General features: G+C 61.8%; 14 protein-coding genes. 10 read left to right on the forward strand and 4 right to left on the reverse strand.

Annotated features, from left to right (window positions below):
- Window positions 1–80: 80 nt before the first annotated feature.
- Window positions 81–3,350 (reverse strand): PDZ domain-containing protein, encoded by a 3,270-nt coding sequence (locus KY459_07195; protein MBW3564493.1) that lies wholly within the window; start codon window positions 3,348–3,350, stop codon window positions 81–83.
- Here KY459_07195 and ftsE point away from each other — a divergent pair.
- From ftsE to KY459_07245, 10 genes are all read left to right on the forward strand, one after another.
- Window positions 3,314–4,234 carry a cell division ATP-binding protein FtsE gene (ftsE, locus tag KY459_07200; protein ID MBW3564494.1) on the forward strand — a complete coding sequence of 307 codons (921 nt, stop codon included), beginning with the start codon at window positions 3,314–3,316 and terminating at the stop codon, window positions 4,232–4,234. The two genes, KY459_07195 and ftsE, sit on opposite strands and share 37 nt — an antisense overlap.
- A gap of 9 nt (window positions 4,235–4,243) precedes the next feature.
- On the forward strand, window positions 4,244–5,161 hold the full coding sequence (locus tag KY459_07205) for a permease-like cell division protein FtsX (GenBank protein MBW3564495.1): 918 nt from the start codon (window positions 4,244–4,246) through the stop codon (window positions 5,159–5,161).
- A 195-nt stretch (window positions 5,162–5,356) separates the two neighbouring features.
- A complete protein-coding gene (gene hemL, locus KY459_07210) occupies window positions 5,357–6,670 on the forward strand; it encodes a glutamate-1-semialdehyde 2,1-aminomutase (GenBank protein MBW3564496.1) in 1,314 nt (437 codons plus the stop codon).
- A 490-nt stretch (window positions 6,671–7,160) separates the two neighbouring features.
- Complete coding sequence (locus tag KY459_07215; protein ID MBW3564497.1) at window positions 7,161–8,468, forward strand: TolC family protein; 1,308 nt, start codon at window positions 7,161–7,163, stop codon at window positions 8,466–8,468.
- The gene (locus KY459_07220) at window positions 8,455–10,599 is read left to right on the forward strand and encodes an efflux RND transporter periplasmic adaptor subunit (GenBank protein MBW3564498.1); all 2,145 of its coding nucleotides are present in this window, start codon (window positions 8,455–8,457) and stop codon (window positions 10,597–10,599) included. Before KY459_07215 ends, KY459_07220 begins: the two co-directional genes overlap by 14 nt.
- Entirely contained in the window at window positions 10,586–13,774 is a 3,189-nt protein-coding gene (locus KY459_07225) for a CusA/CzcA family heavy metal efflux RND transporter (GenBank protein MBW3564499.1), read from the forward strand. Before KY459_07220 ends, KY459_07225 begins: the two co-directional genes overlap by 14 nt.
- 46 nt (window positions 13,775–13,820) lie before the next feature.
- Complete coding sequence (locus KY459_07230) at window positions 13,821–14,162, forward strand: cupredoxin domain-containing protein (protein ID MBW3564500.1); 342 nt, start codon at window positions 13,821–13,823, stop codon at window positions 14,160–14,162.
- A gap of 543 nt (window positions 14,163–14,705) precedes the next feature.
- A complete protein-coding gene (locus tag KY459_07235; protein MBW3564501.1) occupies window positions 14,706–14,906 on the forward strand; it encodes a YHS domain-containing protein in 201 nt (66 codons plus the stop codon).
- Window positions 14,907–15,371: 465 nt separating this feature from the next.
- On the forward strand, window positions 15,372–17,822 hold the full coding sequence (locus KY459_07240) for an NAD-dependent epimerase/dehydratase family protein (protein MBW3564502.1): 2,451 nt from the start codon (window positions 15,372–15,374) through the stop codon (window positions 17,820–17,822).
- 17 nt (window positions 17,823–17,839) lie between these two features.
- Entirely contained in the window at window positions 17,840–20,296 is a 2,457-nt protein-coding gene (locus KY459_07245; protein ID MBW3564503.1) for a heavy metal translocating P-type ATPase, read from the forward strand.
- Window positions 20,297–20,398: 102 nt separating this feature from the next.
- Here KY459_07245 and KY459_07250 read toward each other — a convergent pair whose 3' ends face one another.
- Genes KY459_07250 through KY459_07260 form a run of 3 tightly spaced genes read right to left on the reverse strand, consistent with a single transcriptional unit; the run spans window position 20,399 to window position 21,486 of the window.
- Entirely contained in the window at window positions 20,399–20,710 is a 312-nt protein-coding gene (locus tag KY459_07250) for a metal-sensing transcriptional repressor (GenBank protein ID MBW3564504.1), read from the reverse strand.
- Window positions 20,676–21,170 (reverse strand): hypothetical protein, encoded by a 495-nt coding sequence (locus KY459_07255; protein MBW3564505.1) that lies wholly within the window; start codon window positions 21,168–21,170, stop codon window positions 20,676–20,678. Before KY459_07255 ends, KY459_07250 begins: the two co-directional genes overlap by 35 nt.
- Window positions 21,163–21,486 carry a cation transporter gene (locus tag KY459_07260; GenBank protein MBW3564506.1) on the reverse strand — a complete coding sequence of 108 codons (324 nt, stop codon included), beginning with the start codon at window positions 21,484–21,486 and terminating at the stop codon, window positions 21,163–21,165. The genes KY459_07255 and KY459_07260 overlap by 8 nt, the downstream gene beginning before the upstream one ends.
- Window positions 21,487–21,497: the final 11 nt, after the last annotated feature.

The raw sequence follows: 21,497 nt of genomic DNA on the forward strand, positions 1-21,497 counted from the left end.
CGCCGAGGCGTCCAGATCCCACCCGATCCAGCCGTGTGCCGCGTCTCCCCGGGTGCGAGGTGCGCCGCCGGGCTGCCCGGTCATCTTCTGCTCCCGTCCGGGTACATGTCCGGCTCGGCAGGAGGAGCGGGGATGACGAGCTCGGTCGGCGGATTCTCCTCGAGCTCGTTCAGCAGGTACTCGAGCGCGGTATCGAGAGACGGATCGATTCCCTGCGCCTCCAGATCGGGACGGTCGACGACTTCGATGTCGGGAGCGACGCCCGTATTCTCGACGGCCCAGTAACCTTCAGGATCGAGAAAGCGGAACGTCGGTACCAGCACGCCGCCGCCATCCATCAGTTGAGGATTGCCCGAGATCCCGATCAGGCCTCCCCAGGTTCTCGTTCCGATGACCGGGCCGAGCCCGCGCTTGCGGAAGTAGTAGGGGAATGCGTCGCCGCCGGAGGAAGAGTACCCGTTGACGAGGACGGCTTTCGGACCCGTGTGCGCGAAGCCGGGCGTCATGAATGGCTCGATGTCGCGTCGGACCCAGTAGCTGAGCACCGGGCGCTCGAGCAGCTCGATCATCTGCGCAGGGATGAACCCGCCGCCGTTGTAGCGGGCATCGAGGACGAGGGCATCCTTGCGTGCCTGCGGATAGAAGTACTTGAAGAGCTCCCGGGTACCTTCGACGGCGGTATTGGGAAGATGGATGTAGCCGATCCGTCCGTTCGATTGCTCGTCGACGTAGCGGCGCCGGCCCTGGACCCAGTCGAGATAGCGGAGATTCGTTTCGTGAGCGATCGGGCGTACCTGTTCGGTTCGTGCGCCGGCCGGCGACGGGCGTGAGGACACCTCGAGCGCGACGACCCGATCGGCCGTGTGCCGCATCAGCTCGTAGAAGTTCTTCACCGTCCGGGTGGAAACTCCGTCAACCGCGATGATGTAGTCGCCCTCATTGACGTCGACCCCCGGCTCGGTCAGCGGCGAGCGGAAATCCGCCTGCCAGTTCTCGCCCGGGAAGATCTTCTCGATGCGGAAGTAGCCGGAAGGGTCGGCGACGATCTCGGCTCCGAGCAGACCGTGATCGGTTCGATCGATGGCATCGGAGGGCGCGCTCTGCACATAAACATGTCCGGCATTCAGCTCGCCCCCGAGCTCACCGAGGATGTAGTCGAGGTCTGACCGGTGAGCGATGTGGGAAACGAGCGGCTCGTATTTGTCGTACATCGCTTCCCAGTCGACGCCGTGCATGTTCTCGTCGTAGAACCAGTCGCGGAACGTCCGCCAGGCGTCGCGATACTCCTGTCGCCATTCGAGTCTCGGATCGGTCATCGTTTCGAGCTCATCGAGCTCGAGCCTCCCATCGGCAGACTTCTGTCCCGGCGCCATCGCGACGATTCCGTAGTTCGGACCCGCTCGGTAGAGGACCTTCTGCCCGTCACGCGAAATCTCGTACGCCTGAATGCCCTCGAGGATCGTCTCTTCTTTTCGCACGTCGATGTCGTAACGCTTCAGAGCGCCACCCTGAATGTAGACTGGCCCTTTGGTCGTCGCGGAGAGAGCGCGATAGTTGGAGGGGGAGCCGGGGATGGCGCGGACCCGATTCTCGAATCCATCGGGATCGATCCGGACCGGTTTCGGCGCGCCAGCCGGGGGATCGGGCTCTTCATCGGATTCCTCGGAATCATCCTGCTCGTCGCCCGTCACCGGCTCCTCGTCGCTCTCGGGGAGCAGAAGCGCCGGCCCGTCCTTGGCGAGCACGCCGACGTAGACCCGCCGCGCGTCGGTGAAGAGGTAAGTGAACTCGTAATCGCTGAACGTCAGATTGAAGTCCCGGTTCGACAGGAAGTAGAGATATCGCCCTTCGGGATCGAAGACGGGATTTGCTTCGTCGGTGTCCTCGCTCGTGAGGCGGTGCTTCGTGCCGGCGGCGATCGAGTAAACCCAGACGCTCGAGAGCGTGTTTTCCGACTCGTTGGTCCATGTCAGCCAGCGGCTGTCCCCCGACCACTGGTAGTCGGTGATGTCGGAAAAGCGACCCATGTCGATCTCGATGGTTCGCCCCGTCGCCGTGTCGAGAACTTTCAGACGAGCACGTCTGTCGGAGTAGGCGATCCGGCGTCCATCCGGCGACCACATCGGGGCGTACCGCCAGGTGTCCCCGTCACGGGTCAGCTGTTTTTCCTCGCCGGAACCGTCCGCCGGTCGGGTCCAGATCTCATACTCGCCGGAGCGGTCGCTGAGATAGATGATCGTTGATCCGTCGGGCGACCACGAGGGGGAGTGTTCGCGGACGCCGGGTGTCCGGGTGAGGATTCGCGGTTCCCCCTTCTCGGCGGGAACCGTGAAGATTTCCCCTCGTGCCTCGACGACGGCACGCACTCCTGTCGGAGAGGGGGAGACGCTCTGGATTCGATCGCCGACGTCGACCACGCGCGGGAGAGTCGCCTCGAAATCACCGCGCAGGCGAATCGGGATGATCTCGTCGGTGCCGGATCGAACGTCGTACTTTCGAAGGTAGCCACCGTTTTCGTAGACGATCTGGTCAGGTCCGGCGCTGGGCCAGAGCGCGTCCCATGTGTCGTGATGCGTGACCTGAGTTTCGCCTCCGTCGGCCTCCGAGGACCAGAGATTGAGATGGCCATCACGATCGGAAGTGAAGTAAATCCGATTCCGAACCCACACGGGCTGGTTGTCGGTGGCGGGGCTCGAGGTCACCTGACGGACGGTCGAGCTCGGGATGTCCCATACCCAGACATCCTGTGCACGTCCGCCGCGATACCGCTTCCACGTCCGATACTCGCGCTCGATCGGCGTATAAACCACCTGGGTGCCATCGGGAGAGTACATCCCGCCGCTCCCCTGAGGGATCTCGAGGGGCGCCTCCATCCCGCCATCGAAATCAATCGTGTAGTGCCGGCGCATCCGCTCACCCCAGGGGAGTCGATGCGCAAGGAAAAGGATCGACTTGCCGTCGGGAGCCCAGTCGAGCACCTGATAGTCGAAGCCTCCTCGGGGAGGAAGGTTGCCGATGTCGTTATAGAAGGTCAGCTGTCTGGGTGTTCCACCAGCTGTCGGCATCACGTAAATCTGACGTGTTCCGTCGTACTGCGCGCTGAACGCGATCCATCGTCCGTCGGGCGAGAACTTCGGAAAAAGCTCCAGACCGGCGTGAGAAGTCAGCCTCGTGGCAACGCCCCCTGACGAGGCTGCCAGCCAGATGTCTCCGCCGTTCACGAATGTGACCATTTCCTCATGAATATCGGGAAAGCGGAGGAGTCGCGCAAGTTCGCCGTCCTGTGCATGGGCCGCGGCGGTGATTGCGATCGATGCGAGGAGAAGGGAAACGGTACGGATGGTTTTCATGGGCTCTCCTGAGAGGTCTGTTCGGCGGCGCTAACGATAACAGACGGCGAAGAGTCGAGATCGGGAGCTCGGGTCGTCGAAGGGGGCCCGTTGAGTCCCGAGTTGGGGCGGCGCGAGGTGTCTCGAGGCGCCCGCACATCTGCCGGTCATACCGAATATCATTCAGCAGGGTGATTCACTTCTACCATGTGTCGAAGCGGTTCGATCGGTACCGGACGGCGCTGAGCGACGTCAGCTTCCAGCTCGACAAGGGAGAGTTCGCGTTTCTGACGGGACCGAGCGGCGCGGGAAAATCGACACTTCTGAAGCTCATTCTGAAGCAGTTCGATCCGACCGAGGGGCAGATCATCGTCAACGGTCGCAATCTGGCGACGGTCAAAGGACGCTCGCTGCCGTTCTTTCGACGAGGAATCGGCATGGTGTTCCAGGACTTCAAGCTGATCGACAGGATGAGCGTGTTCGAGAATCTTGCGTTCGTCATGACGGTGATCGGTGTTCCGCGGAAGGAACAACGGGAACGGGCATACCGGGTGCTGCGGCAGGTAGGGCTGCAGCATCGGCTGAACGCGCTTCCGCAGCAGCTCTCGGGCGGCGAGCAGCAGCGCGTCGCGCTCGCGAGAGCCCTCGTCAATGACCCGGAAGTTCTCATCGCGGACGAGCCGACGGGAAACCTCGATCCGGAGCTCTCGCGCGAGATCATCGAGATTTTCGTCGAGGCGAATCTGCGAGGTTCCACGATACTCGTGGCGACGCACGACCCTTCCCTGATCCGTCACACGGGACGAAGACAGTTGCGGCTCGACGACGGGCATCTGGTCGAGCAACGGACGACGAGAAGAGAGCCCGCGCAGGAGCAGCAGAGCCCGTTCATGGCGGATCGTTGAATCATGCCGTTGGAACGGGAGAAAAGCTCGGGCGCGCTCGGATCGTTGCGCTGGATGATCGCCGAGGCGATGAGGCGGCTGTGGCTGTCGAAACGAAATACGATCGCTGCAACGGGGATGATCGCCGTGGCGCTGACGCTTCTGGGCCTCTTCCTTCTCGTGGCGGAAAATCTCGGCCGGGCAGTCGAGCGGCAGACGGGCGCGACCCAGATCACGGTGTACCTCGAGCCCCAGGCCTCGGCCGCCGAGCAGGCTGCCGTGCGCGCGCTGCTGAGCTCGACTCGTGAGACTTCCCGGTTCACCTTCGTGTCACCGGAGCAGGCGAGTGAGCGGTTCCGCGAATCCTTTCCGCAGCTCGCCGCGCTGAGCGCGGAGCTCGATGAGAATCCGTTTCCCGGATCCTTCGAAGTGGTGATTCCGGAGGAATGGATCGATTCACGCGGCTACTACGAGCAGATGGCGGCGCTCCAGCAGCAACCGGGGGTGGATGAGGTGCAGCTCAACTGGGAGTGGATCGCGCGGCTCCGCAGCCTTGTGCGGACGATCCGAGTGGTCGGGCTCGTATTCGGCCTCGCGCTGAGTATCGCCGCAGCGTTCATGATCGCCAACGTGATCCGGCTGACGATCGTTCTCTATCGTCAGGAGATCGGGATCATGCGACTGGTCGGTGCGACCGAGACGATGGTTCGCGTTCCTTTTCTCATCGAGGGTCTGATTCAGGGGTTGCTCGGCGGTGCTCTGGCCGTGGCGATCCTGGCGTTGCTGTTTCATTTCGGCCCGGCGTGGCTCGATCCGGAGGGCGCTCTGCTGCTGGCTCCGCTGTTCTCGACCTTCCTGCCGCCACTCGTGATCGGCGCGATGCTCGCCGCCGGAAGCGCCGCCGGGCTGGCCGGGAGCTGGGCCGCCGTGAGCAAGAGAGAAGAGTGAAGAGAGAAGAGTGAAGAGTGAAAGGGGGTCGCCGGGAGGCGAGTCCCGGTGATGAGGGACATCGCGCAAGTTCGCAAAGGTGCGGCTCGGCTGGCGCCTCGCCCCGCCACCGAGTCTGGTCTTTCTTTCACTCTTCACTCTTCTTTCACTCTTCACTCTTCACCCTTCACTCCTCCTCCCCGTATACTCGACGGGATGGCGAAAAAGTCGGATCAACTGTTCGAACGCGCGCAGAAGGTGATTCCCGGAGGGGTGAACTCACCGATTCGCGCCTTCAAAGCTCTCAACGGCACCCCTCATTTCATCGAAACGGGGCAGGGCTCGAGATTCTTCGATGCAGACAAGCTCCAGCTGATCGACTGTATCGGCGCCTGGGGGGCGATGATCCTCGGGCATGCCCACCGATACGTCGTCGAAGCGGTGAAGAAAGCCGCGGTTCGCGGATTCGCTTATGGCGCTCCGACCGAATCGGAGATCGAGCTCGCGGAGATGATCGTCGGTGCGGTCCCTTCGGTCGAGATGGTCCGGCTCGTAAACTCCGGCACCGAGGCGACCATGAGCGCGATTCGTCTCGCGCGCGGGATTACGGGGCGGTCGAAGATCCTCAAGTTCGACGGGTGCTACTACGGTCATCTCGATTCGCTCCTTCTGAAGTCGAGCGAAGGTGATGACATGCGAGGTTTGCCGGACTCGGCGGGGATTCCGCCGGAATTCGCGGAGCTCGCAGTGTCGGTTCCCTTCAACGATCCCGAGCAGGTGGGCCGCGCGTTCGATCGATTCGGAGATCAGCTGGCCGCGGTCATCGTAGAGCCGGTCGCCGGGAACATGGGTTGTGTTCCTCCACAGCCGGGGTTCCTCGAGAAGCTTCGCTCGGTCTGCGATGGGAAAAATACTCTCCTGATCTTCGACGAGAGCACCACGGGATTCCGTGTTTCGTGGGGAGGTGCCCAGGAGCTGTATGGGGTCCAACCGGATCTCACAATACTCGGGAAGATCATCGGCGGCGGGCTGCCGATCGGAGCCTATGGCGGCCGAAACGATCTGATGAACCATGTTGCTCCGGTGGGGGACGTCTATCAGGCCGGGACCCTCTCCGGGAACGGACTCTCGGTTGCCGCCGGCATCTCGACCTTGAGCATCCTGAAAAACGGGCCGGTCTACCGGGATCTCGAGCAGCGTTCGAAGGAGTTCGAGGAAACCGTCCTCAAGCTCGCCGAAAACTACGGGATTCCGATCCGCCTGAACCGCGTCGGCTCGATGTGGACGATGTTCTTCGCCGAAGAGCCGGTGACCGACCTCGTGAGCGCGAGAAAGTCCAATCTCAAGTTCTTCGACCGCTTTTTCCAGCTGATGCTCGGCGAGGGAGTTCATCTGCCGTCGTCCCAGTTCGAGAGCGCATTCTTCTCGTCGGCGCATGCTCGGAAGGACATTCAGCAGATCTGCGAACGGATCAATCTCGTCTTCAAGCGAATGTCGAAGGAGTTCGAAGACGACCTGATGCGCTGGTGAAGCCTGTTGGAATCTCCTGGGGCCTCTCCTAGTTTGCCAATTCGAGATGCGAGTCAAAGCCTTCCTTACAGCTTTGCTGATGCTGATCGCCCTCCCGGGCCTCGGTCTGGGCGAGATGTGCGGCGAGCAGAGTTGCTGCGAGGCACCGATGGTGGGCTCGCCGATGGACTGCTGCACGATTGGACAGGCTCCCGAGCCAGTCGCTTCCAGTAGCGTCACGACGTTGTCTGCAAAGACACCGGCGAGCAAGATGCTCATCTCCCGATCAGAAGCAAGCCCGGCAGAGTCAGGACCGCGGGTCGTTCAAGCCGCCGTACTACCTGGTGAATCTGCCTCTCCCCCCTCCTGTCGCGAGCGTCTCGCGGTACTCTCGATTCTCCTGATCTGATCGCCCCTGCGGTCCCGGCCCCATTAAACGGGATCGGTGTATTTCTTCCACGGAGAGAAGGGAACAGTCGATGCGACTGCCCTAAAAGACAGCAGGGGAATCATGAAAAGATCAGTTATGGCAGCGGCCCTCGTGGCCCTGATTGCCATCTTCACAACGGCGGAGGCCCAGCAGGCGGTCTTCGATCCGGACATGCTGGCGACGCGGGACATTCTCGAGCGAAATGAGCTCGTGCTTTCCGTGCTGCAACGGAATCCGGATATCGAAGCCGCGCGGCAGGCGCTCCGTGCCGCCGAGCAAAGGATCATTCAGGCCGGGGCCCTCGATGACCCAATGCTGATGAGCTCCATCGCTCCTCTCAGTATCGGGGGCAGTGATCGGTTCGGTGCGAGGATCGAGGGACGACAGCGTCTTCCTTTTCCAGGAAAACGAAAACTTCGTACCGACATCGCACGCGCCAAGTCAGCCGTCGCACAGAATGATCTGGAATCCCTCCGTCTCCAGCTCGCGCTGATCACCTCGACGCTCTACGACGAGTACTACCTGGTCGAGCGGTCGCTGGAGATCACCAGGGAGCACATCGCGCTCCTGGGGGAGCTGAAAGAGAGTGCGGAAGCACAGTATGTCGTCGGCCGGGCATCGCAGCAGGACCCGCTTCAGGCCGAAGTCGAGCTGACTCATCTCGTGCACCAGGAGATCATCCTCGCCACCGATCGTAGAGAGATCATTGCGCGGCTCAATGAGCTTCTTCATCGCGCACCCGCCGCCGATCTTCCTTCTCCGCCTCGACAGCTCCTCGCTTCCGAGATTGAAATTCCGGACAGAGAGATGCTGCAGGCGTTGGCGCTGGAGCGGCAGCCGGTGCTCGAAGCCGCGTCTGCGCGCCTGGAGGCGGAACGGGCCGGTATCGAGCTGGCGCGGCTCGACTTCTATCCCGACTTCGATCTGATGGGCTCCTACAACTCGATGTGGATGAGCACCGAACACCAGTACATGGTGGGAGTGGGCATCAACCTCCCGGTGTGGCGCGAGAAGCGGCGCGCTGCCGTGCGCGAAGCCGAGGCGGAGGCCGAGAGCGTCGAGAATGAGATCGCGAGCATCAAGGACGAGATCATGAGTGAAGTGGAACGGGCCTGGCTGGAAATCGCTGAGGCCCGCCACGTCATAGAGCTCTACTCAGATCGGCTGCTGCCTGCTGCTCGCGATCAGGTCGCAGCGGCCCATGCCGGATTCATTGCGGACCGAAACAGCTTCGTCGCCGTCGTCGAAGCGGAAAAAAACCTGCGGAGCGTCGAGCTCCGATACGAAGAGGCGATCGCAGCGTTGATGACAGCCACCTCGCGCCTCGAGAGAGCCGTCGGCCTCCAACCTACGGAGCTGACGAGGGAGATCACCCATGAAACTGAATGAAAAATATCAGGAGCTCTCGCCGCACGCGAGAAGAGTCACGATCGCGATCGTTTCGGTCCTGGCTCTGGCCATCGCTCTCGTGTTGTTCGCAAAACCACTCGTCTCGTGGTTCAGCCTCGAGCCGATGGGAGATGAGGCATCGGAAGCGACCGAAGTCCGTGCGGGAGATTTCTCCGTCGACGCCGCATTGCGGCCTGATCCACCTCGCCAGAAGGGAAACACAATGCTTCTGACGATCCTCGATCCGGAACAGAAGCCGGTGGAGGATGCCGAGGTCGAGGTCACGTATCTGATGCCGGCGATGGGCGCGATGGCTGAAATGCGTGGCGAGGCCGATGTCCGGGAGAAGGGCGACGGCCGGTACGAAGCGGCGTTCGATCTGCCGATGGGTGGCTCCTGGACGCTGACGGTCGATATCCGCTCTGAAGCGGGGGCGGGTCAGGCCCGTTATAACCTAACGGTAGGCACCGCCGGCCTCGTCGCGCTTGATGGAGCCGGGGGAGCGTCGAACGGTCCCACGTTCACCTTCCCTGCGGAAACACTCGAGGAGTTGCGACGAGCGTTTGCGTCGTATGAGAAGGCGCGGGCACTCCTGGCGGCCGACCGCATTGGCGGAGTCGCCCTCCATGCCGACTCGATTGCACGAGCTCTCGAGCGGGCCGGTCAGACCACCCCGGGATCAGCTTCCGAGGTGAGCCAGTGCCTCGCGGACGGAGCGATTGCCGCGAACCGTCTGGCCGCGGCCTCGACGATCGATGAGGCGCGAGCGCAGTTCGCTGAGCTGAGTCGATTTCTGATGTCTCTCGGTGCGTCCGACAGAAGGCTTCAGGAGGGGTGGCACGTGTTCGCCTGCCCCATGATCAGTGGATTCAACAAGTGGATGCAGACAGCCGAGTCGACGTCGAACCCCTACATGGGAACCGCGATGGAATCGTGTGGCTCGGAGTCCGAGTGGGGCGACGCGCTCACCGGTGCTGTGGCGGATCGGCATGCGCACGGAGGGGACGCGGCTTACTACACGTGCTCGATGCATCCGAGTGTCAAGCAGGATCAACCAGGTACTTGCCCCATCTGCAGCATGGATCTGACTCCGGTCACACACGAGGAGCTCGAGAGCGGCATCATCAGGGTCGATCCCGTCCGCACACAAAAGATCGGGGTGCGTATCGTGGAGGTCAGTCGAAGGCCGCTCACTGATACCGTCCGTGCCGTCGGGCGCACGACGTACGACGAAAGCAACGTCCGCGATGTGACACTGAAGCTGAGCGGCTGGATCGAAAAGATGTACGTCAACGAGACCGGACAGGCGGTTCGGCGGGGACAGGCGCTTCTCGCGCTGTACAGCCCCGAGCTCTATGCGGCGCAGCAGGAGTATCTTCTCGCGCTGCAGAGTCAGCGGACGGCTCGAGAAACAGGAGCTCCGGATCGGGCGGACTACCTCGTGCGAGCATCCCGGCAGCGGCTGAAGCTGTGGGATTTCTCCGACCGCCAGATCGACCAGCTCGCCAGCAAAGGCCAACCGCTCGAAAGGGTTCCGATCTACTCACCCTATAGCGGCTATGTGGTGTCGAAAGAAGTGAACGAAGGAGCTGCCGTTCAGGCGGGCCAGCGAATCCTCCGGATTGCGTCGCTCGACAACATCTGGGTCGAGGCAGACGTGTATGAATCAGATCTGGGCAAGGTCCGCACGGGTCAGCCTGTGACGGTGAAGCTGCCGTATGTTCCCGGCAAAACGTACCAGGGCGAAATCTCCTACATCTACCCCTGGCTCGATCCGGCCACACGCACCGGTCGCATCCGGATCGAGCTTCCGAACCGGAATCTCGAGCTCCGGCCGGAGATGTACGCCGATGTCGAGGTTCAGATCGGCGGAGGCGAATCGACTCTCGCCATCCCGGCATCAGCAGTACTCGACACGGGCAGACGACAGATCGTGTTCGTCGATCTCGGTGAGGGACGGTTCAAGCCGAAGAGCATCCAGGTCGGCGATAAGAGGGGCAACTGGTATCAGGTGCTGAGCGGGCTGAACGAAGGAGACCGTATCGTCTCTTCCGCGAACTTCCTGATCTCGTCCGAGAGCCGGATCCGATCGGCCGAGCAGTTCTGGGGGAGTGACGATGAAGCCGAGTGATCACCAGGACGGTCTGATCCAGCGTGTGATCGCGGGCTCTGCCCGTAATCCTCTTCTGACCATTCTCCTCGTCGTCGGATTTGCGGTATGGGGACTTGTTGCACTGAAACGAGCTCCTCTGGATGCGATTCCAGACCTCTCCGACGTCCAGGTGATTGTTTTCACCGAATGGGCGGGGAGGAGTCCTGATCTGGTCGAGGATCAGATCACCTATCCGATCTCGTCGTCGCTTCTCGCGGCGCCGGAGGTCAAATTCGTACGAGGGCAGTCGTTTTTCGGGCTTTCGTTCGTCTACGTCATCTTCGAGGACGGAACCGATATGTATTGGGCGCGGAGCCGCGTCCTCGAGTATCTCAACACGGTGCAGTCGAAGCTTCCCGAGGACGTGAATCCGACGCTCGGTCCCGACGCGACCGGCGTGGGCTGGGTCTTCGAGTACGCTCTGGTCGACCGCAGCGGCGAACACGATCTGCAGCAGCTTCGCTCGATGCAGGACTGGAACGTCCGTTATGCACTCGAGAGCGTCCCCGGCGTCGCGGAAGTGGCCTCCATCGGCGGCTTCGTGAAGCAGTACCAGGTGAACGTCGACCCGAACAAGCTGCTGTCGTACGGAATCCCGATCGGTCGTGTCGTAGAGGCAATCCGTCGCTCGAATGAGGACGTCGGTGGAAGAACCCTCGAGATGGCAGGTCACGAGTTCATGATCCGTGGCCGAGGGTACGTGAAGGAGACCGCCGATCTCGAGAATATTCCGCTCAGGTCGGATCACGGCGTCCCGGTGTACGTCAAAGATGTGGCTTCGGTAACCATAGGCCCCGATGTCCGCCGCGGAATTGCGGAACTGAACGGTGAGGGTGAGGTGGTCGGAGGCATCGTGGTCATGCGTTATGGGGAGAATGCCCTGCGTGTGATCGACGCCGTAAAAGAGCGGATAGAGGAAGTCGAACGAAGCCTTCCCGACGGGGTCGAGGTTGTCGTGACCTACGATCGGTCCGGACTGATCAAGGACTCGATCGAGACGCTCTCGCACACGCTGATCGAGGAGATGATCGTCGTCTCCCTGGTCATCTTCCTCTTCCTGCTCCACGCACGCAGTGCGCTGGTAGCGATCATCACGATCCCGATCGGAGTCATCCTGGCGTTCATACCGATGTACTACCAGGGATTGACGGCGAACATCATGTCGCTGGGAGGTATCGCCGTCGCGATCGGCGCGATGGTCGATGCCGCGATCATCATCATCGAGAACGTGCACCAGAAGCTGGCCATGTGGGGTTCCGGCGGGAAGCAGGGGGAGCGCCGGGACGTGATCATCCGGGCGATGCAGGAGGTCGGTCCTTCGATCTTCTTCGCGCTGGTCGTGATCACCGTCTCGTTCATGCCGGTTTTCACCCTCACCGGGACGGAGGGGCGGCTCTTCAAGCCCCTCGCCTACACGAAGACGTATTCGATGGGCTTTTCCGCGATCCTGGCGATCACGCTGGTACCCGCTCTGGCGGTTCTGGTGATCCGGGGCCGGATCAAAGGTGAGGAGCACAACCCGTTGAACCGTTGGCTGATCAGGCTCTACGCACCGGTCGTGAGGTTCGTAGTGAAGCACCGGTGGGGGGTGATCGTCTTCGCTGTCATCCTGATGATCTTCACCGTGCCGGCCTTCTTCCGCGTCGGCAATGAGTTCATGCCGCCACTCAACGAAGGTGCGATCCTCTACATGCCGACGGCACCTCCGGGAATGTCGCTGACGGAGGCGTCGAACGTTCTTCAGCAGATGGATCGGGAGCTGATGCAGTTTCCCGAGGTCGTCAGCGTCTTCGGCAAGATCGGGCGGGCGCGTTCTGCCACCGATCCGGCACCGATCGGCATGGTCGAGACGACAGTCGTTCTCAAGCCGCGCGAGCAGTGGCGGGAGGGAATGACGTGGGACAAGCTGATCCGCGAGATGGATCAGGAGCTCCAGTATCCGGGGATGCCGAACATCTGGTGGATGCCGATTCAGACGCGTACCGAGATGCTTTCGACCGGCGTACGCAGTCCTCTCGGCATTCAGGTGTTCGCCGATGACATCGCGGAGATCGAGCGAACCGCGGTCGCGATCGAAAAGGCGGTGTCCGAAGTTCCCGGGACGCGCAGTGCATTTGCGGAGCGATCGACCGGCGGTTTCTTCGTCGACATCGTGGTCGATCGTGAAGAAGCGGCGCGGCACGGGCTGACTGTGGCCGATGTCAACCAGGTCGTGATGTCGGGCATCGGTGGGATGAACATCGACGAAACGGTCGAGGGCCGCGAGCGTTATCCGATCAACGTGCGGTACGGACGCGAGTATCGTGACGATCCGGAGCTACTGAAACAGGTTCTGATCGCGACGCCATCGGGTGCCCAGGTCCCTCTGGACCAGGTGGCCGACATCCGGATGATGACCGGGCCGCCGATGATTCGCAGCGAGGACGGAAAGCTCGTCGGCTTCGTCTTCGTCGACACTGACAGGCCAATTGCCGACTACGTTGAAGAAGCCCGCGCCGCGGTCGAGGAGAATGTCGACCTCCCGGCGGGGGTCCGGCTCGCCTGGGTCGGCCAGTACAAGTACTTCGAAAGGGCGAAGGCGCAGCTCAAGGTCGTCGTCCCGATCACACTTCTGATCGTCGTTCTCCTGCTGTACATGAACACGAAGTCTATGATCGAGACAGGCATCGTACTTCTCGCGGTCCCATTTTCGCTGATCGGTGCGATATGGCTGATCTACCTGCTCGATTACAACATGAGCGTGGCGGTCTGGGTCGGCATCATCGCCCTCGCGGGACTCGATGCCGAGACCGGTGTCGTGATGCTTCTGTATCTCACTCTGGCGCACGGCCGCTGGCGTGACAGCGGAAGGCTCCGGAGCTTTGCGGATCTGCGCGAGGCGATCGTCGAGGGAGCGGCGAAGCGTGTCCGGCCGAAGCTGATGACCGTGATGGCGATGATGATCGGACTGATTCCGATTCTCTGGAGCACCGGGTCGGGAGCGGACGTGATGAAGCGGATCGCGGCTCCGATGGTCGGGGGTCTGGTGACCTCATTCCTTCTGGAGCTGACTGTCTATCCCGCGATCTTCGCCATATGGAAAAGTCGGAGACTTCCAGCCGAGGAAACTGAAAAGGAAGCCCTGGTATCAGAGGAATCTGAAGCCCCCGCGTGAACGGGAAGAGTGGTTGACTGAACACAATCGAAAAGGAGACCCAATGATGAAGACGAAAATTCTTGTTTTGACTGCAGCAGTCGTGATGGCGTTCGCCGGAGCGGTCGTGGCGGCGGAGACACAGACGGTGACCGTGAATGTCTCGGGCATGAGCTACTCGCCGGCCGAGGTGACCGTCACTGAAGGAGTTCCGGTGCGGATGGAGCTCGTCCGCGATGAAAAGCCGACCTGTGGCGGAAAGGTGCTCTTTCCGGAGCTCGAGATCGCACGGGACCTGCCAGCCGGAGAAACGACGATCGTGGAATTCACACCAAAGAAGAGCGGAGAGCTCACCTTCACGTGCGGAATGAAGATGATGAAGGGGACCATCGTAGTCCAGAGCAACTGAGAGTAATGGCCTGAGCCAAGCTGTCGGATTCGGCGAAACGGGAGGGCGAGGCTCCCGCCGAGCCGCAACCCGGCGCGAAGTTCGGCTCGGCGGGCCATTGAACCGGGGGTCAACACCCCCTATGAAGCAGATGAAAGTGAAAGGAGTAACAAAATGAAAAAGCGAACTATGAATCTGATCTTAACCGCCCTGCTGGCGGTCTCAGTTCCAGTCACTGTGATGGCGCACGGGGAAAAGAAGAGTGACCAGAAAAATGACGGAATGATGTCCGGAATGCACGAGATGATGAGCGAGTGTCGTGAGCACTGCGAGAAGACCGCAGCTTCGATGGGTGAGGTTCGGAAGTCTCTCGCGGACGCTCGTGAGTCCAATGATCCGGCGCAGATGCGTGAGGCGATCGAACAGGCCGACGCGCCCCTCGGCATGATGCAGGAGCGGATGTCGATGTGCATGAAGATGATGGACATGATGGACATGATGCACGGCGAGGGCATGAGCGGGATGCACGGCGAGGGCATGAGCGGCATGCATGGCGGTGAAGGGATGATGGGCCACGGCATGATGCACTCCGGCGAAGACGCGGCGGCAGCCGCGGTCGATCCTGTCTGTGGCATGAAGGTCGACCCGGAGACGGCGCCGAGTGCGACGTACGAGGGAAAGACGTATTACTTCTGCTCCGCTGAGGAGAAGGCGCAGTTCGAGAAGGACCCGCAGAAGTACCTCCGCAGGAGTGCCAAGTCGTAGAGCAGCTTGATCTCGGCGGCGGGCACGACCGCCGCCGGATTATTTTTGCCAGCCTGACCCGGCAGGACCGGGTGAAACGCAGGACAGGGAGGAGCCTCCATGCGCAACAGTAGAACAGTTCTCGTCATCGAAAGCGACGAGCCCCTGTCGTCTCTACTCAGAAGACTCATCGAGCGCGAAGGTCTTGGTGTGGAGCTCCTGCCGCACGGCAGCTCGACTGTGCAGCTCGTGAGTCCCCCGGCATCGAAAAGGAGAGAACGACGGACTGGTTCTATCTGCTGCTACTGGCAATTCCTGTCATTGGATGTCTGCTGATGATGCGGACGATGATCCGACATGGCATGCATGGCCGTCACGAGACGGAACTTCGCCGAGCCGAGGACGGCGCGTGGTTTGCTGACGTCCCGTCGACCGAAACGGTTCGGCAGACCGCGAGTGACGCCGCCTGCGCACGGTCGTAGCCCCATGGAATCGGCAGTCACAGCAACCGACGTCATCATCGTCACAGGGAGCAGCGGCCTGATCGGCTATCCGCTCGCTGCCCGCCTGTCACAGGAGTTCGCGGTCGTCGGTTTCGATCGGGCAGGACCGCCGCACCCTCCTCCTTCGGCGCATTGCATAACGATGGACATCACATCGGAGGAGCAGACCGCGGCCGCGTTCGACGAGGTGCGGCGAACCTACGGCGAGCGCATCGCATCGGTGATTCACCTGGCCGCTTACTACGATTTTTCGGGAGAGCCGAGTCCGAAGTATGACGAGATCACGGTCGGCGGTACCGAGCGTCTCCTCCGTCACCTTCAGCAGTTCGAGGTCGAGCAGTTTCTCTTCTCGAGCACGATGCTCGTGCACGCGCCATCCAGCGCTGGCGAGCGGATTTCCGAGACGAGCTCTTTGGCGCCCTCCTGGCCCTATCCGAAGTCGAAGGTAAGGACGGAGGCGCTGATCCGCCGGAAGCGTGAAAACATTCCAGTGCTCTTGATGCGCATCGCCGGCGTCTATGACGGCATGACGCACTCGATCCCGCTCGCACACCAGATGCAGCGGATCGAGGAGCGCGATCCGCTCAGTCATTTCTTTCCGGGCAATCCATCACACGGGCAGTCGTTTGTTCATCTCGAGGACGTGATCGAGGCGATCCTTCTCGCCGTGGAGCGCCGGAAGACGTTGCCGCCCGAGCTGGCGCTGCTCATCGGAGAGCCAGATCCGGTCAGCTACGAGAAACTACAGCGGCTGTTCGGCCTTCATCTTCACGGCAAGCCATGGCGAGTGATGCGTCTGCCGAAAACGGTCGCCAAAGCCGGGGCATGGCTGCAGCAGCAGTTGCCCGTGGTCAAAGAAACGTTCATCAAGCCGTGGATGATCGATCGCGCGGATGATCACTATCCGCTCGACATATCGCTCGCACAGAAAACCCTCGGCTGGACACCGCGACATTCGCTGCGAGAGACCATTCCCGAGATGATCATTTCATTGCGCGATGATCCCGGAAAGTGGTATCGGGAGAACAACCTCCCGCCGCCGGGTTCTCTTCGCGAAGATCGCGATGATTCGGGAGCAGAGATGAACATGAAGACACACCATGACCTGATGGAAAACTCCGAAGGCCACCACGACATGATGCGGAAACATCATGAGAAGTATCTCTGGTGCCATTTCGCGATCGCTATCCTGGGACTGTGGCTCCTCAGCAGTCCGGTCGCTTTCGGGCAGCCGCTCGACATCTACGCAGGAAGCCAAATGCTCGCGGGCCTGCTCCTCGTGGTGTTTGGAGTTCTCTCCGTGAATGGCCGGAGACTATGGGCGCCATGGGGGAGCTGTTTCGTCGGCATCGCTCTTCTTATGGCGCCACTCGTCTTCTGGGCTCGCAGCGCCGCGAGCTACGCGAACGACACACTCGTCGGTGCGCTGGTGATCGCTCTTTCGGTACTCATTCCGGGCATGCCGGGCATGATGAAGATGCCGGGCGCGGAGATCCCGCCGGGGTGGACCTACAACCCCTCGAGCTGGCAGCAGCGATTTCCGATGATCGCGCTGGCCTTTTTCGGGTTCTTCCTTGCGCGATACCTGACGGCCTACCAACTCGGTCACACCGGCTGGGCCTGGGACCCGTTCTTCGGCAACGGCACGGTACGGGTGCTCGATTCGGACGTGTCGAAGGCGTGGCCGGTCTCCGACGCCGGTCTCGGCGCTGCGACGTACATGCTCGAAGCGCTGTCCGGGTTCATGGGCGGGCGGGACCGATGGAGAACCATGCCCTGGATGGTGCTGATGTTCTTTCTGCTCGTCGTGCCACTCGGCGTCACCAGTATCGTGCTCGTCATGATGCAGCCGGTGATGGTTGGCGCCTGGTGCACTCTCTGTCTGGTCACCGCCGTGGCGATGCTCATCATGATCCCTCTGGCGCTCGACGAAGTGATCGCAATGGGACAGTTCATGATGCAGGCGCGCCGCGAAAAGAAGCCGCTCTGGTCGATCTTCTGGATGGGCGGGAGCATCGAAGGCGAGCGCGACGAGCGCACGGTCCCGTTTACTGCATCCTTGCGCGATCAGTGGCGAGCGATGACGTGGGGAGTCACGCTCCCGTGGAACATCATGGCAGCGGCGCTCCTCGGTGTCTGGCTACTCGCCGCTCCGGCGGTTCTGGGCAGTAGCGGCGCAATGGCGAACAGCAACTACATCACCGGAGCGATGGTGACGACCTTCTCCGTCCTCGCACTGGCTGAGGCCGGACGCGCGGCGAGGTTCTTCAATGTCGCGTTTGGCGCCTGGATCGTCATCGCGCCATTTGTACTGGACCCTTCGGGTGCGGCCGATCGGTGGAACGGGGCCGTTGCTGGTGTGCTTCTCATCTCGCTCTCGATCCGGCGTGGTCTCGTTCGTGAACAGTACGGGTCCTGGCAGCGGTGGATCTGACAGGAAGGAAGAATGAGATGAGTACAACGACACCATCACCCGACTCCGATCCAGAACCACGTCACGTCGACCCCGTCTGCGGAATGACAGTCGATCCGTCCCGTGCTGCGGGAGATTCCAGGTACCGCGACCAGACGTACTACTTCTGCTCAGTAAACTGTAAGGAGAGGTTCGACGCCGATCCCGAGAAGTATCTGGCAGCTGCAGGAGAGGAAGAGGATGCAGATGCGTCATCGGCGAGCAGCGCGAGCTCCTACATCTGCCCGATGGACCCGGAGGTGCGTTCGGAGAAGCCGGGCCCCTGTCCGAAGTGCGGGATGGCCCTCGAGCCGGAGCGCCCGCAGCTCACGCCGGAGAGAACCGAATGGACCTGTCCGATGCACCCGGAGATCATCCGCGACGCACCCGGCAGCTGTCCGATCTGCGGGATGGCGCTCGAGCCGCGCGTCGTCTCGCTCGAGGACGAAGAGAGCCACGAGCTTCGCGACATGCGGAGGAAGTTCATCGTCAGTGCGATTCTGAGCGTTCCACTCGTTCTCTTCGTGATGGGGCCCCACGTGGGGCTCGAGTTTTTCGGCGCGATGACGGAGTCGCGACTGGGCCAGTGGCTCGAGCTCGCGCTCGCGACACCGGTCGTCATCTGGGGAGGGTGGCCATTTTTCCAGCGCGGCTGGTACTCGCTCGTCAACCGCAGTCTCAACATGTTCACGCTGATTGCCCTCGGTGTCGGCGTCGCGTACATCTACAGTGTCGTGGCCACTCTGTTTCCGGACCTCTTTCCCGCGTCGTTCCGTGACGGGCACGGGCGCGTCGGCGTCTACTTCGAAGTGGCCGCGGTGATCGTAACGCTCGTTCTCCTCGGGCAGGTCATGGAGCTGCGAGCGCGCAGTCAGACCGGCGCGGCGATCAAGGCCCTCCTCGGGCTGGCACCGAAGACGGCGCGAAGAATCGAGCCGGACGGAAGCGAGCACGACATTCCGCTGGATCAGGTTCAGCCTGGAGATATGTTGCGCGTGCGGCCGGGCGAGAAGATCCCCGTCGACGGCACCGTCACCGAGGGGACGAGCAGTGTTGACGAGTCGATGGTGTCGGGTGAACCGTTGCCCGTGGAAAAGGAAGCTGACGACCCATTGATCGGAGCAACGGTGAATCGGACCGGCTCGCTGATCATGCGCGCGGACAGAGTGGGTGCCGACACGCTGCTCTCGCAGATCGTCCAGATGGTGGCGAAGGCGCAACGCAGCCGGGCGCCGATTCAGCGACTAGCCGACGTCGTCTCTGCATGGTTCGTCCCGGCCGTGATCGTGATCGCGATCCTCTCGTTCGTGATCTGGTGGATGTTCGGACCAGCTCCTTCGCTCGCGTTCGCGATCGTCAACGCGGTCGCCGTCCTGATCATCGCCTGCCCCTGCGCACTCGGACTCGCGACGCCGATGTCGATCATGGTCGCCGCCGGGAAAGCGGCAACCGGGGGAGTTCTCTTCAAAGACGCCGAGGCGATCGAAACGCTCCGCACCGTCGATACATTGGTCGTCGACAAGACCGGAACCCTCACCCTCGGAGAGCCGAAGCTCGTCAGCGTCGTCGCCTCCGGTGCCGTGGAGGAGGATGAGCTCCTGCGTCTCGCCGCGTCACTCGAACGCGCGAGCGAGCATCCTCTGGCCGAAGCGATCGTCGAGGGAGTGCAGGAGCGTGGTATCAAACTGTCGGGCGTCGAGGACTTCTCGTCCGTGACGGGCAAGGGAGTACGAGGGAGCGTCGAAGGACGTGATGTCGCACTCGGGAACCGCGCGCTCCTGACGGAGCTCGGGATTGATCCTGCCGACCTCGAGGGCCGCGCGGAAGCGCTGCGTGGCGAGGGACAGACGGCGATGTTCGTCGTCATCGACGGTCGCGCGGCCGGCGTGATCGCCGTCGCGGACCCGATCAAAGATTCGACACCCGAGGCGATCCAACAACTCCATGAAGAGGGGATGCGGATCGTGATGCTGACCGGCGACAGCAGAACGACGGCAGAGGCCGTGGCGAAAAAGCTCGGGATCGACGAAGTCATGGCCGAGGTGCTGCCGGAACAGAAGGCAGCGGCGATCGAGAAGCTGCAGGGGGAAGGGCGGATCGTGGCGATGGCCGGGGACGGGATCAACGACGCCCCGGCGCTCGCGCAGGCGCAGGTCGGAATCGCGATGGGCACCGGAACGGATGTCGCGATGGAAAGCGCCGGGGTGACGCTCGTGAAAGGCGACCTGCGCGGTATCGTCCGGGCACGAAGGATCAGCCGCGCCACCATGCGCAACATCCGCCAGAATCTCTTCTGGGCGTTTGCCTACAATGCACTCGGAGTACCAGTGGCGGCGGGCGTTCTGTATCCGTTCTTCGGGATTCTTCTGACCCCGATCATCGCCGCCGCTGCCATGAGCTTCAGCTCCGTCTCGGTGATTCTGAATTCCCTGCGGCTGCGCGCCATGCGGGTGTGATTCGGCTGGTTCGCGGCCGTCCCCGTGGCGATGCGGTCCCGCGTCATGTCGTGTTTGGATCGTAAGTTGTCGTGTTCGGACGGGTGTCTCTAAGAGGTCAGGTCACTTCGAGTTCAGTATTGCGCCGAGAGCTCTCGTGATCCTGTCGAGCCGCTCTTCTTCACTCCCCGGCATGCAGGAGGTGACGCATGAGCGCATCTCTTCCTCCACGAGAATCGCGGCGACGCGATTGATCGCTGCTTTCACGGCCGAAATCTGCAGAAGAATCTCGTCCGCGCAGCGATGATCGATCACCATCTGCCTCACGCTCCGCAGGTGCCCCTCCGCGCGCGCCAGCCGGTCCGCCAGCGCCTTCTGCGATTCCGCCGTCAGATAGTGATCAGACTCGGCAACAGGTCTCCGCTTCTTCGGCATTGCTTCCTCCCTGAGCCGTTTCGAACGCGGCTCGTTCCAGATTCATCACGTCGCCCAGACAGCAGCTCCCTTTTGGGTTTCGAAGCTCGCAGGCACATCGCCCGACCCGAACCAACTCGCGGATTTCATCCGAAACGATCTGCTCTCCTCCGGCACGCTGCCGGATCGCGCCGACGGAGTGACCGAAGCAATAGCATACGGGAGTACTGCCACTGTCGGGAGCTTTCGAGAAGACGGGCACGCGAACTGAACCGGTGGATACGATCTCCTCGCCGCTGCCGTCGAAGTAGACGACGGAACAATCTGTCGTCCGGCAGAAGAGCGGATCTCCGGGCATGCCTTCTGCCAGGGCTTCGGGGGTTGCCATGATCCTGACGATCGTGTCGGATACCGCCGTCCCTGGCTGACCACATCGAGGGCAGGAGCCAGGAGCAGTCCGATCGCTTCCGGACTCAGTCACTGTCGTTTCCCTCGTCGAGGACTTCAGTCTCGTAGGTGAGCTTTTCCTGAATCGTCCTGGCGATCTGTTCAGCAGTCACCCGCTCCGGATCGAACGTGACGATCGCGCGACCTTTCTTCCAGTCGACCTTCGCATCGTGAACGCCATCGATCTTCTTCACGACCGCCTTGACCGAGACGGCACATCCGCCGCACGTCATCCCTTCGATCTTCAGAACGGTCTGCTCCTCATGCACCCCTGCCGCCTCGGGTCCGAAGAGCCCGGCCAGCACGGCCGTGACTGCGAGCAGAACTGTCACTACTGCGATTCGCTTCATGTCATTCCTTT

The sequence above is a fragment of the Acidobacteriota bacterium genome, assembly GCA_019347945.1.
Lineage (GTDB): Bacteria > Acidobacteriota > Thermoanaerobaculia > Gp7-AA8 > JAHWKK01 > JAHWKK01.